The 15,123-nt window shown below is 35.7% G+C and carries 24 protein-coding genes; 19 read left to right on the top strand and 5 right to left on the bottom strand.

The annotated features are described in order from the left end of the window. The first annotated feature begins 419 nt into the window (after window positions 1-419). From ABID56_RS07670 to ABID56_RS07585, 18 genes are all read left to right on the top strand, one after another. Complete coding sequence (locus tag ABID56_RS07670) at window positions 420-953, top strand: hypothetical protein (RefSeq protein WP_354220042.1); 534 nt, start codon at window positions 420-422, stop codon at window positions 951-953. 78 nt (window positions 954-1,031) lie between these two features. Continuing rightward, window positions 1,032-1,334 (top strand): hypothetical protein, encoded by a 303-nt coding sequence (locus tag ABID56_RS07665; RefSeq protein ID WP_354220041.1) that lies wholly within the window; start codon window positions 1,032-1,034, stop codon window positions 1,332-1,334. Window positions 1,335-1,689: 355 nt separating this feature from the next. Further along, a complete protein-coding gene (locus tag ABID56_RS07660; RefSeq protein WP_354220040.1) occupies window positions 1,690-2,106 on the top strand; it encodes a hypothetical protein in 417 nt (138 codons plus the stop codon). 44 nt (window positions 2,107-2,150) lie between these two features. Next, window positions 2,151-2,741, top strand: a complete 591-nt coding sequence (locus ABID56_RS07655) for an HAD hydrolase-like protein (protein WP_354220039.1) — start codon at window positions 2,151-2,153, stop codon at window positions 2,739-2,741. Window positions 2,742-2,852: 111 nt separating this feature from the next. Further along, the gene (locus tag ABID56_RS07650) at window positions 2,853-3,479 is read left to right on the top strand and encodes a class I SAM-dependent methyltransferase (RefSeq protein WP_354220038.1); all 627 of its coding nucleotides are present in this window, start codon (window positions 2,853-2,855) and stop codon (window positions 3,477-3,479) included. A gap of 35 nt (window positions 3,480-3,514) precedes the next feature. Beyond that, entirely contained in the window at window positions 3,515-3,982 is a 468-nt protein-coding gene (locus ABID56_RS07645) for a GNAT family N-acetyltransferase (protein ID WP_354220037.1), read from the top strand. Window positions 3,983-4,302: 320 nt separating this feature from the next. Further along, window positions 4,303-4,845: a cysteine hydrolase family protein gene (locus tag ABID56_RS07640; RefSeq protein WP_354220036.1), complete on the top strand. Its 543-nt coding sequence runs from the start codon at window positions 4,303-4,305 to the stop codon at window positions 4,843-4,845. Window positions 4,846-4,923: 78 nt separating this feature from the next. After that, a complete protein-coding gene (locus tag ABID56_RS07635) occupies window positions 4,924-5,202 on the top strand; it encodes a hypothetical protein (protein ID WP_354220035.1) in 279 nt (92 codons plus the stop codon). A 353-nt stretch (window positions 5,203-5,555) separates the two neighbouring features. Continuing rightward, window positions 5,556-5,837, top strand: a complete 282-nt coding sequence (locus ABID56_RS07630; protein WP_354220034.1) for a hypothetical protein — start codon at window positions 5,556-5,558, stop codon at window positions 5,835-5,837. 40 nt (window positions 5,838-5,877) lie between these two features. Continuing rightward, window positions 5,878-6,306, top strand: a complete 429-nt coding sequence (locus tag ABID56_RS07625; protein ID WP_354220033.1) for a DUF4181 domain-containing protein — start codon at window positions 5,878-5,880, stop codon at window positions 6,304-6,306. A gap of 33 nt (window positions 6,307-6,339) precedes the next feature. Next, entirely contained in the window at window positions 6,340-6,639 is a 300-nt protein-coding gene (locus ABID56_RS07620) for a hypothetical protein (RefSeq protein ID WP_354220032.1), read from the top strand. A gap of 16 nt (window positions 6,640-6,655) precedes the next feature. Further along, on the top strand, window positions 6,656-6,826 hold the full coding sequence (locus ABID56_RS07615; RefSeq protein ID WP_354220031.1) for a hypothetical protein: 171 nt from the start codon (window positions 6,656-6,658) through the stop codon (window positions 6,824-6,826). Between the two features lie 82 nt (window positions 6,827-6,908). Further along, window positions 6,909-7,427, top strand: coding sequence for a tubby C-terminal domain-like protein (locus ABID56_RS07610; protein WP_354220030.1), 519 nt, complete (start codon window positions 6,909-6,911; stop codon window positions 7,425-7,427). Window positions 7,428-7,792: 365 nt separating this feature from the next. Further along, complete coding sequence (locus tag ABID56_RS07605; protein ID WP_354220029.1) at window positions 7,793-8,074, top strand: hypothetical protein; 282 nt, start codon at window positions 7,793-7,795, stop codon at window positions 8,072-8,074. Window positions 8,075-8,399: 325 nt separating this feature from the next. Then, window positions 8,400-9,416: a S66 family peptidase gene (locus ABID56_RS07600; RefSeq protein WP_354220028.1), complete on the top strand. Its 1,017-nt coding sequence runs from the start codon at window positions 8,400-8,402 to the stop codon at window positions 9,414-9,416. A 47-nt stretch (window positions 9,417-9,463) separates the two neighbouring features. Further along, window positions 9,464-9,901, top strand: a complete 438-nt coding sequence (locus ABID56_RS07595; RefSeq protein WP_354220027.1) for a hypothetical protein — start codon at window positions 9,464-9,466, stop codon at window positions 9,899-9,901. A gap of 68 nt (window positions 9,902-9,969) precedes the next feature. Next, window positions 9,970-10,206: a hypothetical protein gene (locus ABID56_RS07590; protein WP_354220026.1), complete on the top strand. Its 237-nt coding sequence runs from the start codon at window positions 9,970-9,972 to the stop codon at window positions 10,204-10,206. Between the two features lie 412 nt (window positions 10,207-10,618). Continuing rightward, the gene (locus ABID56_RS07585) at window positions 10,619-10,780 is read left to right on the top strand and encodes a hypothetical protein (protein WP_354220025.1); all 162 of its coding nucleotides are present in this window, start codon (window positions 10,619-10,621) and stop codon (window positions 10,778-10,780) included. Between the two features lie 339 nt (window positions 10,781-11,119). Here ABID56_RS07585 and ABID56_RS07580 read toward each other — a convergent pair whose 3' ends face one another. From ABID56_RS07580 to ABID56_RS07570, 3 genes are all read right to left on the bottom strand, one after another. Continuing rightward, window positions 11,120-11,638 carry a hypothetical protein gene (locus ABID56_RS07580; RefSeq protein ID WP_354220024.1) on the bottom strand — a complete coding sequence of 173 codons (519 nt, stop codon included), beginning with the start codon at window positions 11,636-11,638 and terminating at the stop codon, window positions 11,120-11,122. Window positions 11,639-11,791: 153 nt separating this feature from the next. Then, the gene (locus tag ABID56_RS07575; RefSeq protein ID WP_354220023.1) at window positions 11,792-12,178 is read right to left on the bottom strand and encodes a hypothetical protein; all 387 of its coding nucleotides are present in this window, start codon (window positions 12,176-12,178) and stop codon (window positions 11,792-11,794) included. Between the two features lie 149 nt (window positions 12,179-12,327). Then, a complete protein-coding gene (locus ABID56_RS07570) occupies window positions 12,328-12,543 on the bottom strand; it encodes a hypothetical protein (RefSeq protein WP_354220022.1) in 216 nt (71 codons plus the stop codon). Between the two features lie 186 nt (window positions 12,544-12,729). Here ABID56_RS07570 and ABID56_RS07565 point away from each other — a divergent pair, with 186 nt between their 5' ends. Further along, the gene (locus ABID56_RS07565) at window positions 12,730-13,050 is read left to right on the top strand and encodes an AbrB/MazE/SpoVT family DNA-binding domain-containing protein (RefSeq protein WP_354220021.1); all 321 of its coding nucleotides are present in this window, start codon (window positions 12,730-12,732) and stop codon (window positions 13,048-13,050) included. A gap of 66 nt (window positions 13,051-13,116) precedes the next feature. Here ABID56_RS07565 and ABID56_RS07560 read toward each other — a convergent pair whose 3' ends face one another. Together ABID56_RS07560 and ABID56_RS07555 are read right to left on the bottom strand one after the other, a co-directional pair. Then, window positions 13,117-13,623 (bottom strand): hypothetical protein, encoded by a 507-nt coding sequence (locus ABID56_RS07560; protein ID WP_354220020.1) that lies wholly within the window; start codon window positions 13,621-13,623, stop codon window positions 13,117-13,119. Between the two features lie 705 nt (window positions 13,624-14,328). Further along, window positions 14,329-14,769, bottom strand: a complete 441-nt coding sequence (locus tag ABID56_RS07555) for a hypothetical protein (protein WP_354220019.1) — start codon at window positions 14,767-14,769, stop codon at window positions 14,329-14,331. Between the last annotated feature and the right edge of the window lie 354 nt (window positions 14,770-15,123).

Genomic DNA, 15,123 nt, shown 5'->3' with positions numbered 1-15,123 from the left:
TTACACACTTATGTCACGTTTATTATTAATGACTAGAAGCGAATTATGTGTGAAAGGGAGAGGTTATTCTGAATTGAACCATTTGCTAAGGATTTCTTTTTTTATTTTACTCATATATTTTTTATCCAAAAATATGGTAAACTGTAGTTAATTGACTGAATTTTGGAATATAAATGAAATATATAGAGAAAAAAGGTGGTAAAAGATGGTCATATTATGGATTCAATATGCCTTACTGCTGGCAGGGATCATCGTTAGTTGCGTTAGGGCTATGGGAATTCCGAGAAGGCAGTAGTAAAAAACGCTTCTTAACGTATACGATTCTCGGTGCGTTCATAATGATATTGAGTCAGTCATTGGTTAGTTTCATTGGGGTACTGGGGATATTCCGTTAATTGATGTAGGTGAGGAGGATTACTATGACACGTCTGATGACAAACCGATTTAAAAATTACACACTTATTATTTTAGCCGTATTAGTTGTTATTGGTGGGATTATCATTTATCAAGATGCAAGTGAAGACCAGAGGCAATATGAGTTGTTTTTGAATCATTTTTATCATGATTTGGATATGACAATCGCGTCGATTGAGTCGCTTTTGGACAGATATGATGAATCAGAAGGTGAAATCGATAGATTGGATGACCGCTTGTCTGTTATAAATACACGCTTAGAGAAAGCTGGAACGAGGCTCGATTCTGGAGATCTATTTCTTGATTCGAGCATTCGGGATGCGCCTCGTTTTTTTTACCACCGCGAGGTCTATCGTATGGGGGCAGATGGGGAGTTACGACGTGATGAGGTCGATCAACTGCAAGCACTTCTCGATGAATTGAAAACCCTCGCTGATGGAATGTATTCCGAAGAAAGAGGCCAAGAGGATCCGGATTTAGCCGTCGATCAATTCAATGAGTTGATTCGGCAATTGACGAGAAATGATGAAGCCGGCTGATGTCATGTAGTCGTTTCCTAGTCTAAACATGAAATTGAGCTAAAACTTTGTGTGATGTTTAACTAAATGAGGTATTTCATGAAGAAATATTGGAAAGCAATTGAAAACTATTTCGAAGATGTTGATAAAAGGATGGATAATAACTTAACGCTTGCCGGAGCACTTTTGGTGTTTGCCGGTCCAGCTATATTTGATCAATCATTTTATGACGCAATGATTCTCGTGACATTAGTTCTTTTAATAAGGTTAGGTTGGGACCTAATTAACCCAAATTCAAGAGAACAAAAGCGGTATAGACAAACGATAAGTATCGCGGTGGACTTGGGGTCTTACATATTTATTTTATGGATAATTTTTAAAATATTGTTTCCTTATCCATGATAGACAGAAGGAGTGGTTATGCATAATGGATATTTATTCTTGGCTATTACTCATACCGCTAATTCTTATAATAACCTTAGTGTTCGTTAAAAAAACAACGAACAAAAACATCCCTTATGATTTATTAGCTTATATTGTTCTTTCTTCAATGGGAATTGGTTGGTTTATAATTGGCTTTTGGAATGAGGGGTTATCTTTCCTGGGCCCCATACGAGCTATTGTATTGTTTGGTTTAATACCTTATATTCTATATTCAGCTATTTCGGATTATAAAAAAGATAAAAAGACTTCCTGAACGATATTGCTGTGCTTTTTAGTCATCAATTGAGTCACTCACTTATACGAGGAGGATCAAATGTCTATAAAAACTATTTCAAATGTTTATAACCTATTATTGTCGTTAGGTGCTTTTTATTTAGGTGTAACAATGCTTTCAGGAGAAGGCGTTTTTGAGACATTTCCACCAGAATGGGTTGGAAGAATGCCATTTAATAGTTGGGAAAGTTTAGCTTTCTCGGGCATGATTATTTTTGGGATTGGAAATGCAGTGATAGCTTTTTATGGCTTTATAAAGAAAGATCATAAACTTTTCATATTAACATTCATTTGGGGACTATTACTTTTCTTATCTGCCATCATGCCCATTATGTTAATAGGAGAATGGTATTTACCAGCTCTCCAAATATGGTTATTAAGTTTAATGCAACTCATCCTTGGTTTTATTGGCATAGTGTCTAAGAAATTTAATAAAAAGAAACAGTTGAAATACTAGCCCACTAGAACAACACTTAATCGAATTAAAAGGGAGACCAGCCAATGAAACAGGGGATTATTTTTGATATGGACGGGACATTGTTTCAAACAGATCAGATTCTAGAAGGGGCGCTTGAGGATACCTTTGACCACTTACGTTCACTGGGCAAATGGGAAGGTGTAACACCTCTTGAGGAATACCGAAAGATTATGGGCGTGCCTCTGCCAGTGGTGTGGGAAACATTATTACCCGAGCACTCAGAAACCGACAGAGCAATAGTTGATACGTATTTTTTAGAAAGATTGATTGAGCAAATTAATCAAGGAAAAGGCGCTTTATATCCTCACGTCAAAGCAACTTTTCAAAATTTGAAGGCTAAAGGTTACGACCTATTCATTGCGAGTAATGGTTTAGTCGATTATTTAAATGCGATTGTGCGATATTATCAATTAGATCGATGGGTGACAGAAACCTTTAGTATTCAACAAATCGATTCGGATGATAAAGCGGATTTAGTTCGAACTATTTTAGATCAATACGCTATCACAGATGGTGCTGTTGTGGGTGATCGTTCATCGGACATTCGCGCTGCGGAAGAAAATGGGCTAACTGCGATTGGCTGCCAGTTTGACTTTATATACCTCATATTTTAAGTCTAGGCGAGGTCAATATATCTGACGTTGAGGTTATAAAGTGGAGTGAATAGCCGTGAATGCGTGTGATAAATTTTATAGAACATTTCATAAGTAATGGAGGCAAACGTTGTGTTAAGTAAAAATAGTTTTGATTTATGGGCAGATGATTATGACAAAACGGTCCAAGTGAGCGAAGAAAATAATCAGTACCCTTTTGCAGGATATAAACAAATATTAAATACCATTTTTAATGTAGTCATGAAAAAGCAAGAATCGAATGTTTTAGATATAGGGTTTGGAACAGGGGTGTTAACTCACAAATTATATGATCATGGGCACCAAATCGATGGGGTGGATTTTTCAACGAAAATGCAGGAGATCGCACAATCTAAGATGCCCAATGCTAATTTAATTGAGTGGGATATCACGAATGGTTTGCCTCCTGAGGTCGTGGAGAAAACATATGATTTCATTGTAAGCACGTATACATTACATCATTTAACGGATGAAGAGAAAATCCCTTTTATCGAACAGCTCGTATCCCTTCTTGAAGAAGATGGCCAACTGCTCATAGGTGATATTGCTTTTGAAACGCGACAGGAACTGAATGCTTGTCGTTTGGAAAACCTAGATGTCTGGGACGAGGATGAGTTTTATCTGGTTTATGATGAAATTAAGTCATCATTATCCAACGCGCTTAATTGTGAATTCTACCCGATTTCACATTGTGGCGGTGTAATCGTTATTTCGAAGTAGCGTTAATCTGCATCAGAAACGAGGAGGGTATAAGTTTGAAGATAAGACTCGCAGAACCCATGGATATCAAACAACTAATTAAGATGCGCTGGGATTTTACGATAGAGGATGACGAAAGAAAAAGCAGCGAATCATTCGACGAGTTCGCAGTTGAATGTGAGTCATTTCTAGAGCAGGCGATGATGAGTAGCCGGTGGTTTATTTGGGTGGCTGAGGATGGGGGTAACATCGTGTCGCATAGTTACTTAGAGTTAGTACACAAGGTGCCACGTCCTGGTAGAGTGACTAAACCATTTGCATTTATGACGAATGTCTATACGCGTCCAGACTATCGCAATCAAGGTGTTGGGAGTCAATTACTCAAAACCATTAATCAGTGGGTTGAAGATAATCAATATGAGTTTGTCATTGTGTGGCCAAGTGATGAGTCGATTAATTATTACAAGAAGAACGGCTATGTTCATTGTAACGAGCCTATGGAGTTTGTATATAAGAATAACTAGAAAAATGGGGAATCGTAAAAACTCCTAGTGCAATAACAAGGTGTTACTTTTTATCACTATCTTAATGAGTAATGATTGATTAGATTGGCAGCGTAAACGTATGAATAAGGAACGTTAAAATCGATAGGCAAATCGATCGTCGACCTATATATAACCTTATTAATGGGGCCTGCTCTGATTTATTCAGGTTATTTATTAATTGAAAAACACGGATGGGATTTTTGGTTTATTGCATCAATTATTATGGGCATAGTTGCGATTTGTTTTGGTATAAACCAAATAAGAAAAGATATTAAGAAGTTAAAAGAAGGAGAGATAACATGAAAGCACTATTAGTCATCGACGTACAAAATGGCATTGTTAACGCTGGAGATTTTGAAGAAGAAATATCGCTGATGGAACAGGTGATTAAGGATTTTAAAATCAAAGAATTGCCAGTTATTTTCATGAAGCACTTGGATGAAGCTGAAGAAAACCCGTTACACAAAGATTCAGAAGGCTCTGACTTGCATCCATCATTAAAGGATTATGCTGATATTGTCATTGAAAAGAAAACGCCTAATTCTTTCTATGAAACAGACCTGCAAAGTCAATTAGACAGTTTAGAAGTGGACCACTTGTTCATTACTGGTTTTAATACGGAGTTCTGTTGCATGTTCACGGCTATAACAGGTTTTGATCGAGGCTATAAGGTGACGTTTATTGAAGACGCAACTGGAACTGTCAATACAGATGAAACGTATGAAATGCCAGAGTTAGATATAAGAGATTTTGTCGGAACTGTCTTGCATTGGTCTAACGTCATTGAAGTAGTCGACGTTGATGAATATGGTGAGTACTACGATTCCGAAGTAAACGAATAATAGGTGGGATCATATGTCACGTTCTATGAGTCGTAATTGTGAAGAATCGAACCTCCTCATTAAAAAGGAGAGATAACAGTGGATGAAGGACTTACTCGCGGCGAAAAAGTCATTCAAGTGACCTATGGTGTGACGGTGACGGTCATGATGTTGTTGGGTGTGGGGTATTTGCTTGGTGATGACAGTCATGGATCTGATATTTATGGTATCTTTTGGATTACAGGTGCAGTATTGGTTATGAGTGCTTATGATTTTTATAAAGATCTTAAAGCAGGTAAGAAAGGCTGGCTGGCAATTGACATATTAATTATGGTTTTAGCTATTATTTTAATAGTAAGGATTGTTAATTCGATGTAGTTTATAGCTACGATCATTTAAAGTGGTAAGTTTCTGGTGGTAGGGGGGAGAAGTCGTGAAAATCAGAGAAGCGGAAACTTTCACATCAATTGGCCACTTCTTATACCAACTGTTGTCGTTACTGTTTTGGTCTTCATACCAAATTTTTATTGGCTAGGATGGTTTGGACAAACGCAAGACTTCTTCCCAAATGTATTTTTTATTATGGAATTGAATATTGTTTTATCTGTTTTCGCAGGGACTATGTTAGTTCGTTCGATTGTGAAGAAATAAATGGAAATATTAGCGGGGAATTTGTGAAAGAGAAGTCTATTAATCTGGCATAGTGTTGAGTTCTAAAAGGAGGGTTAACAATGGATGAAGGACTTACCCGTAGTGAAAAAAAGATTCAGGTAAGCTATGGTGTGACGGTGACGGTCATGATGTTGTTGGCTGTGGGGTATTTGTTTGGTGATGACACTGCTGAATCAAATACGTATGGTTTTTTATGGTTGGTTGGTGCATTGCTAGTGAGAAGCGGCTATGATTTACGTAAGAATGTGAAGGAAGGCCAAAAGGGTTGGATGGTATTTGACATACTATTTATGATCCTTGCGATAAGTGTGATGGGGTGGATTGTGTTTACCTTGAATTAATTCAGTGATTTCATAGCAGCTTTGATCATAGGAGGATTGGATGAATGGGATTGATTTATATGACTATTTTTTGCAAGTAATCGTCATGACGTTTGCTATTGGACTTGTTTTAATGAGCGTATTTAGTGCACTCGTTAGTAAATGGTTCGGTGTGGAAAGAAAAAGTATATTTTCTATCAACTATGTGACTGATCAACATAAAAAGATCGATCGAGTGATAAGAGGGATTGTGTTAATCGGTTTAGTCACCGGCTACACCATAAATGTTAACGCAGCGACTTGGTATTGGTTTTTACAACCTTGGTTTCTACTGATGTTTTATATTTTTCCTTCTTTCATCGTGACAATCGTTATGGAACGAAAATATGCAACGAACCCTAATGCCTATAAAGTGACACTCAGTGAGATGGGGTTTTTGATTGCCTTAATGCTGTCGTTATATTTGATTTACATATGGGTGATTGGGTAGTTTTGAGTTCAGATATTGAAGGAGAGAGGTCACATGATGAAATTTTTGTTGAAGATGTTCTTATTGATTGGTGTATTGTACCTGATTAGTTTTGGTGTTGATACTTTATTAAACTTCGGTTTTGTGAATAGCGTTTTTGTCATTGGCTTTCTTGCCTGTTTCTTCACTTATGGGGGCAGAGCCTCATCATTAGGGGATGGGGCTGCATCAGTTGCTAGTATGGGGCAACATGTTCCGAAGTCAAAAGTGAATCAATACGTTAGTTCACTAAGCCCATATTTTGTTGGATCTGTTTTAACATTTTTGTCTGCGTTTGGGCTTTTATTTGTATAAATAGAGGTGTTTCGACATGAAAGAATTCGAACTGAGCTTTAATAACAAATATGTTAAAGCGTTTATCATCTGGTTAGTGCCACTATTATTGTTATCAGCTGTCCTTATTATTTTGTTACCAACAACCATTCAAGTTGGTTCTAACGCATTTTTTTGGAGCTGGGTGATGTTTGATAGGCGGAAATAGAGGCTTTGGGTGTAAGGGTGACGTATGTTAGCAAAATACAATTTTTCTGTTGGCGTTGTGAAGGGGGGCATGATTGTAGACAATGGTTTTCACATACAAATTAAGAATATTCAAAGCTACTACAAAACCACTTGAAGTTTATTCAGGTCAGAAAATGTTTTGTGAATTTCATGGTTTTTATCATAATAAATGGTCGAGATTATTAGATTACATCTTAAGAAAAACATCTTATATTAATTACAAATTAAAAGATCTTGATGGAAATGATCAAATGATAATAGAAGATAAAACGGGTTTAGGTAAGAGGAAACTAGAAGTAACATGTTACGAAAATGGCGTGAAGCAAAATTCATTTTGGATGGAAGATGCTAGTCCAACTAAGCTGGGTGAGGACGTTGAATTCAACTATAATGGCGATACATATTATATCAAAAGAGAACCTTTCAACCCCGCGTACTTAATTCTCAATGGGAGTAGTATAGCTGAGTATAAACTTAATTATAAAAGACAAATTACTATCACAATATTGGATCCGAAATATTATGCAAAAAGTTTTTTTGTGATAGGTGTGTTTCATGCTTATTTTTATGGAATTGATTAGCAGTTTTAGGTCGTAAGTTCTCTTAATGAAGAAAGGGGCAATAAGGTGCAAGAAAAAGTTAACGTTTGGTCATTTATTTTATCAGTTAGTTGTCTGTTACTGTATTTAGCCGTTGCATTCTCAGGTTGGTTCAGTAAATCGGTATTTGGTGTTCATCCTTTAGCGATCGTGTTATGTCTAACGTTATTCACTTTTTGGTTTGGCCTGTTAGGTTTCTCGGGTGTTAGGAACTGGAAAGCCATGGTGAGAAGTGTATCGACTCTCGCGATTACATTGGGTTTATCAGCTTTTCTGATTTATGTTTTACTATTTGGAAGCTTACTTGATTAACGAAATGGATTAAGTTTGATAAAGGGGATACGATGTTGTTTAATCAAAAAAATTCTTTAATTTTGAGTGTTATTTTATTTATTGTTGGTATCTTGAACTTTTTGCTGAGCCCTAATGTGATTGGCCCAGGATTACTTTGGATCATCATAACAGGAACACTAATGGTTGGTGCCATTGTGCTATTCTTGCGTTTTTTAAAGTTGACTTATGGCTTTAGTACAGCCTACTTGATAGCCTTTTTCTTCTTAATGGCCGTTTCATTATTTTTATTATTACTCTTTATTCTATGGCTATTACTGATGACGAATATGAACTAGAAAGTGCTGGTTTTTCGTTTGTGCTATTAGGTGGTGTAACGAGGATGTTCGGTGGTGTTAAAAAAAGTAATTATTTACAATGATATCGCCGTAAATAGTCAGTTTTTCGCCGTAAATCGAATGAATTTCGCCGAATGTTTGCGAAAAAACGCCGTATAATGGAAAAATATCGCCGTATCAGAAGGGAAATTCGCCGTATCTAAGTTAGGAAGAGAGGGATTTTAAGAGATATAGATACTGAACTATCAGGTATTAAACATAAGTTGTTTGAATTAGAGCATAAGAAATAGACTATATAGCTAATATTGCAAACGGAGGCGTACATATGATCCAATATCCATTTTTAGAAAAAGGTATGACGGTTGGCGTGACGGCACCATCTTCAGGAGTGCCGAGTGAATTGCAAGGGTTGCTTCACTCAGCTTTCAAGCGTATGGAAGAAAAGGGGTATAGCATTCAATCGGGTGAGACGCCTTGGACTCAAGATAAGGCAAAATCTGCCCCTGCTAAGAAACGGGCGGAAGAATTTAATGCGATGATGCTTGATGACGATGTCGACCTTATTATTCCGCCGTGGGGTGGGGAATTGCTTGCTGAGACGTTAGAGTATATCGATTTTAACCGTATCCAGAACAAATGGATCTTAGGCTATTCTGATATTAGTCTGTTATTGTTAGCTATAACGCTAAACACAGGTATCGCAACGGCTCACGGAACAAATCTAGTTGATTTACGAGGGGATTATTCTGACGAGACGACGGCTATGTGGGAATCTGTTTTGTCTACCAAAAAAGGTGATTCTGTTCTCCAGCATTCATCGGAAAAATATCAACAAGAATGGGATTTTGAAAATCCGACGCCACATATTTTCAATTTGTCAGAGGACACTTACTGGAAAACAACGACTAACGACGATGTCAACGTTCAAGGGCGACTGCTAGGTGGATGCGTTGATACGATTAGACATTTAATCGGGACGCCATATGGAGATGTGAAGCAGTTTAAAGATCAACATATTCCGGGAGACCCAGTTATTTGGTTCTTCGAAAATTGTGAGTTATCGACCCCGGACCTGCGTCGGACGTTGGTACAGATGAAATTAGCTGGCTGGTTTGATGATTGTCAGGCTATCATGTTTGGCAGAAGTGCAGCGAATACACCTGTCACCAATTATACCGTTGAAGATATTTACCAAGAGCTTGCTGATGAGCTGCAAATTCCGATTATTTACGATATTGATTGTGGCCATCTACCACCACAAATCACATTGGTTAATGGGGCATATGCTGAAATCGATGTTCGTGATGGGGAAGGTCGAGTGTTACAGACGTTTAAATCATGATAAATGTTTAGATTTACGGAAAAGGGCGGTTTGATAGATTGGCCAGGATGTATAAGATAATCATATTAATTGTCATTGCAGTCATACTGTTAATTTTATGTACTTGGTACTTATTCACGTACAGACCAATACCGAATATTGAGATCAATCAAATTAATAGTGGTTCTGTTTATAATTATGAAAAGGAAACCTCAAAGAAGATAACGAAAGCGCAGTCGCGACGAATTGCAGAACAGATTTCAAAAGAGATTCCTAAAAGACCATCTACTTCTTATTGGAATTACTTTGAATATCGGACCTCGAATAACTATACCCATCAGTTAGAACTACTTGATCAAGATGGGGACTTAATTTATCGTTACCAAATTAATTTAGAAGAGGAAGCGCGGTTTGCTGTTTTGGAAGAAGGGGATGTTAATTTTTGGGAAGAGAACCCTTTTCCGTTAACTGATTTTAGATTTAAAGAGATTTTAGACACAAACTGATCTTATTATGTGTTTCTTAAAAATGAATTGAACATGACTGTGCCTCGAGAGAGAAAGGAGTTATCCCTATGAATGGTAAAATGGCTTACCTTATATTCTATTGGCTTTTGTATATCGGCGGATTGGCTTCCTATTATTACGTTTTTATTGATTATGGATTTGGGGTTACTGTGATGGTAACGTTTGTTTGCGGTCTGGGAACAATTTTGATTGCCAATGCCCTTGAGAATCGGCTGTTAATTGTATTGGGTGTTTTGTTGAGTTTGAGTTCGCTTATTTTTATTGGAGTATATACATTGATATAAATAATTTAACAGCATTATCAATGTATCGAGTTAACTTTGAAGGTCTCATAAGTACGGTAATACTTGATATGAGACTGATTGCCGTATGAATTGACGGTACAAACTAACAAACATTTTAAAACAGTATTAAGCAAATATAGCTATAAATATGATTCCTGCAAACCCTTTTCAGATTATACTCATCTCCTTATTCATCGCTGAATGTCTATTTTCAAATTTAAAACTATTAAAAGATGGCTACATACAGCATTTATACCATTTCAAAAAGTAACAATGCATTATGACCTCAATCTATATGTTTATTCAAAAGTAACTGTAAAGCTAGTATAATAGAGATAGGCAACCGAAAACGGAGCAAGGTAGTGGGTTGAACCTCTAAGCGCTTTTCTAAGGCGCAGGAAGGGGGGTACCTATGGGAGTTTATATGTTAGTGGGATTAGTCTTTGTGCTAATCACCATAAACATTGATGCTCACATTATCATTTTTCCTTTGATGATCATCAAAGGGGATGGTAAAGAAAAACTACCTTGCTCGGCCAAGCAAGGTAGTCAGAACGAAAACACCAAAGATTAATCACAACCTACGCCTTGTGACGTTTCGGTTGCTCAGCAGGATGTTCGCAGCATCCTGCTTTTTTAGTTTATGCATATCTAAATTGTTGTATGCATGTTTACTTATCTAATTAAAATATACTGTTTCTATGGTTCATTGTCAATATATAAGGAAAGAACACTTTGATAATGAGTCGATGATGATATTCGGCTTGCTGTGCTGAGGAATAGCATTTAAGTAGGGAATTTTTATAACTAGTACTTTAAGAAGTGAAATGTTTTAAAAAACTGTTTAAAGCAAGTCGCTATTAGAGGTAAAAAACATTAAACAGCTATGTAAAATTACTTCTAGTGATCTCAGTCACTCCAAAGGATTAGATGGGCTTAGTATGTCATTCGCGACATTTAAAGCTTGCGCCTTGTTACTGGCTGGTGCTGCGATTATCATACCATCTTCCCCGTTCCAACCATTATCTTCAGAGAATTTCTTAATGACTATCTCCTCGAATTCACCATTTTGATGTAACTCTCCGTACTGAATAATATTATAACTCCGCCCTTGTTGTTCACTATAAACAAGTAGACCTCCCAATGATTCTTCTAACTCTAGCGTCACTGTATCTTCTACCGCATTATGAGATGGGATTTGCTTACCATCAATAGTTAATGAACCTGCAAATTGTTTGTTAGTAAAAATGGACCCCTGTAACTCCCCTTTTATCTCAATCGTCACTTTTTCACCATTTGCTTCGTTGCTTCCTAATTGATAAACATAGCCTTCATATTGAGTGTCGATCGCTGTAGGTGTCAATATAACAAACATGAAATATATAATCCCGACTATAAGTAAAAATAAAAACATATTTTTGACAAGTCTCATTCTGTTTACACCTTCTTTTAATGCTTATGTACGTCTTTTGAAACAATTGACATGTTGCAAACGATGCTGAATTCAACAGTTTTCTACAAATAATAATCAACAGATTTCCACAAATAAGATTCAACAGGTCACTTAAAATAAATGTGCTAGTGTTTAGTTGTTTCTTTTGATGAGTGTTTCAATCTCATCTTTATAAATATTAGCGAATTCATCATTTATTTCTATTTGATCTAGGATAGGCGTTTCGTTGTTAGTCCATTTATAAAGAACAGTATACGTACGATGTTGCTCAATTAAGTTCCACATATTCTCTGATTTCACTTGTACCTTTACTGGATTTGGTTCATCCACTAAACCAATAAATATATAATAATTGTTATTATCTTCGTCTTTTTCCTTATCTAACACAACTGCTCCAGCTAATCCTCTTGAGTTCAATTGATCGTTGCTTAAATTTGTTAAGCCAACGTATTCAGCAAAGATAATTGATGAGACTATCAGAATTAAAGAAAGATATATTAATTTTCTTTTAGTAGACATTTAAAACGACTTCCTTTCAAAATATATTCATCTTAAGAACGTTTAAACGGTTTGACGGGGCGGTTATTTGTTTCATAATGAGTTGCATTGAAAGATCGGGTTTGAATACTTTAATGCCTCCATGTCAATTTAAACAGTGCTGCTTCACATCACATAAGTATACCCACAACTAGAAAAAACACAGAAATGCCAATCATGGAGTAGCCATAGAAACGATGATTGTCTTTTAGAAAGCTGAATCCAAAACCTAAGACCATTGCCCCCAAGGCGAAGTACATAAATTCTTCTGATAAATGTTCTGAACTGTTCCATGCAATGAGTGCTAATATAGCTATAATAATGATTCCACCTAGTGCTTTCCACATATTATTCACGTCCTTATTCCGTATTGGATGTTCGTTTGTTCGGTTTTGATGAAATACGGGTGATTTTATCTTGGCTTTTCAAACTCTTATCGATTATGTAATGTATTGTTTCATTCGGCTGTGAGCATTGATATAACGTGATGTAAACTAGAATGTAAGTTGTTTAGATTAACGAGTTAAAGGATAATGTATATTAAAGAGTCTCATCAAAAAGGTTGGTGTATTAAAATGGAAATTAATAAGTCTGAGCAACGTAAAGACGAATTTAATGAGATCAAAACAATCATAGACTGGGGTGATGGTCTAGTGGTATGCATTCCCCATGACATTGCATATCAACACGGTCTAATAAATGGTTCAAAGGTATCGATAAAATCCACTAATACAGGGATTGTCATAGAGCCAGTGAACCAGGATTTGTCACTGAATGATATGTTAAATCAGATTAATGATTTTAATCGCCACAACGAAATTGAACTTGGTAATGAAGGAAAAGAAATATTATAAACACGGGAACTCCATGTGAAGGAGACCTCAAAAAAGTTAAAACTCACAGATTATTGCCCTATGATTCTATTGGAGTTCATCGATAATAACTTTAATTTGATTTACTGTTTCTTTGGAGCTTTTACCCGCAGTAATTTCATTGTAATCAAGCTCTTCTGTGAATTGATCCATGGTATTTGATAATTCGGTTAGGTCACTTATATCTCGTGAGTTAAAATCATCTTGGTATAATTTATACAAAGTTTGGTTCACGACAGATAGTCCATCTTCGTTAAATTGAAATATAGAATGATGAGGGGTTAGACTTTCGCCTATACTACCATTGGCGACTAAATGAGAAGCTAAATGGTATTGTTCACTCGCTTGTTTTAAGCTTGAATAAAATGCATCAGTATCGCCAGAATCATAATAGCTCTTAGCCTTTGTTAAGTTATGACTAATACTATGTTGACTTTGGATATACTCGCGTAAAACTGAATTTTGAATTTCCTTATTCTCTTGGTATTCCAAAAAGAAAAAGATTCCGACGATCAAGTTTGTGACGAGTAAGATTAATGTGGCTTTTTTATACATTTGAATGATGTAACACCTCTACTAGTTGTATAGCAAATTTAATCAACTGTATTGTTGGAATTATAATGAATATATTTCCAAAACATTTATCACCAATATAAAAACCAAGAATTATTGGTGTCAAACAGTAACTTGATTTGGGCCTGGTGTAACGATTAAATAGAAGTCATTTTAATGTATTATTGATAATTACTTTTGAATTTAGTTGCTAGGAAAGAAATGCCAGAACCTAGCATGATGCACAAAATGACTGTCAGTAAAAAGGTGTAATGGTTAAAGTATATACTATTGGTGAATTGGTTTAATCCTTGGATATATGCTTCGTTGCTAGACTTCTCTAGTGCATTGATTACAGCACTTGCTTTTGTTCGAATAAGGAAATACAGTATCCCTCCAGCGAGCAAACTACATACTAAGATTGCTGCATTTAAGATATTGCTTTTCTTTTGTAAAAGGAATCTTGCTGTGATATCTGTTGTTAAATAATAAAAGATAAATATGACTGGCCACAACATAAATAATAATATTAAAAAGGGATTTCGATTCCCGTGTGAGCTGGATGGATCGGCAGTACCTATCTCCATTATCATAAAAATCACGTATGATATTAACAAACTGATAATCCAAACACCATATTTCCACTTCTTAATCATACTTTTTTCCTTTCCGCTCGTTAACTAAATTATTCCAAAATCATTTAGACATTTAGCCTTTTGACAATATATCTATCACTTCTACATATTTACTATACTTTTTCTTAGAAAAGATTAATTGTGGTTCCTGTTGAATATTCTGCAATTCCTCTTTATTGATATCGTTTGGATGAATCATGACTTTAAGAGTCATACCACCATAATTATCATTACTATCTAAATCAATTTTTTCGTAAATTTCTTTATTAGATAATCGATAGACTCTTTTATTATTTTCTATATTATAGCGTGATACATAAAATTCATTTTCGAAGGTAAGATCTATGTAGTATTGATTGTTTTCAGTAAACTTATCGTTAATCGTTAAATCGGCTATGGAAATGTTCGCAGTAAATGTTTGATTCGTCTTGTTTAAAGGGTTTCCTGTAAATAAAATAACCGAAAGAAAACATAATGCCACTAAACAATAGAATAAAACTAATCTTTTTTGCATCATCATTCACCCTCTCACTCTAATCGTATCACTAGAAATTTATAAAAACATCATTTGAACAGATTGAAGAATTCCATAGTTTGATGGACAGACAGTCGGATATTCCATGGAATGATAAACCTAATAACGTTGAACATTGGATGACTGAGTTAAAGGAGATTAATACACGATTAGGAGAGCTACAGGAACAACGATGATATAAATTCAGCTCGTTTTTATAGATGCTTGATCTGCTCGTTTTTATAGATGCTTGATAGGTTGTAAGCGTCAAGTAAAAATGAACACTTTTTGCTAATTAATTCTGAACACTTTCTTCCTGAAATATGGAAGTTCGATTCTTCATTCGATGACTAT

It is taken from the genome of Alkalibacillus flavidus, from assembly GCF_040545925.1.
Lineage (GTDB): Bacteria > Bacillota > Bacilli > Bacillales > Alkalibacillaceae > Alkalibacillus > Alkalibacillus flavidus.
This window is presented reverse-complemented; position numbering and strand designations above follow the sequence as displayed.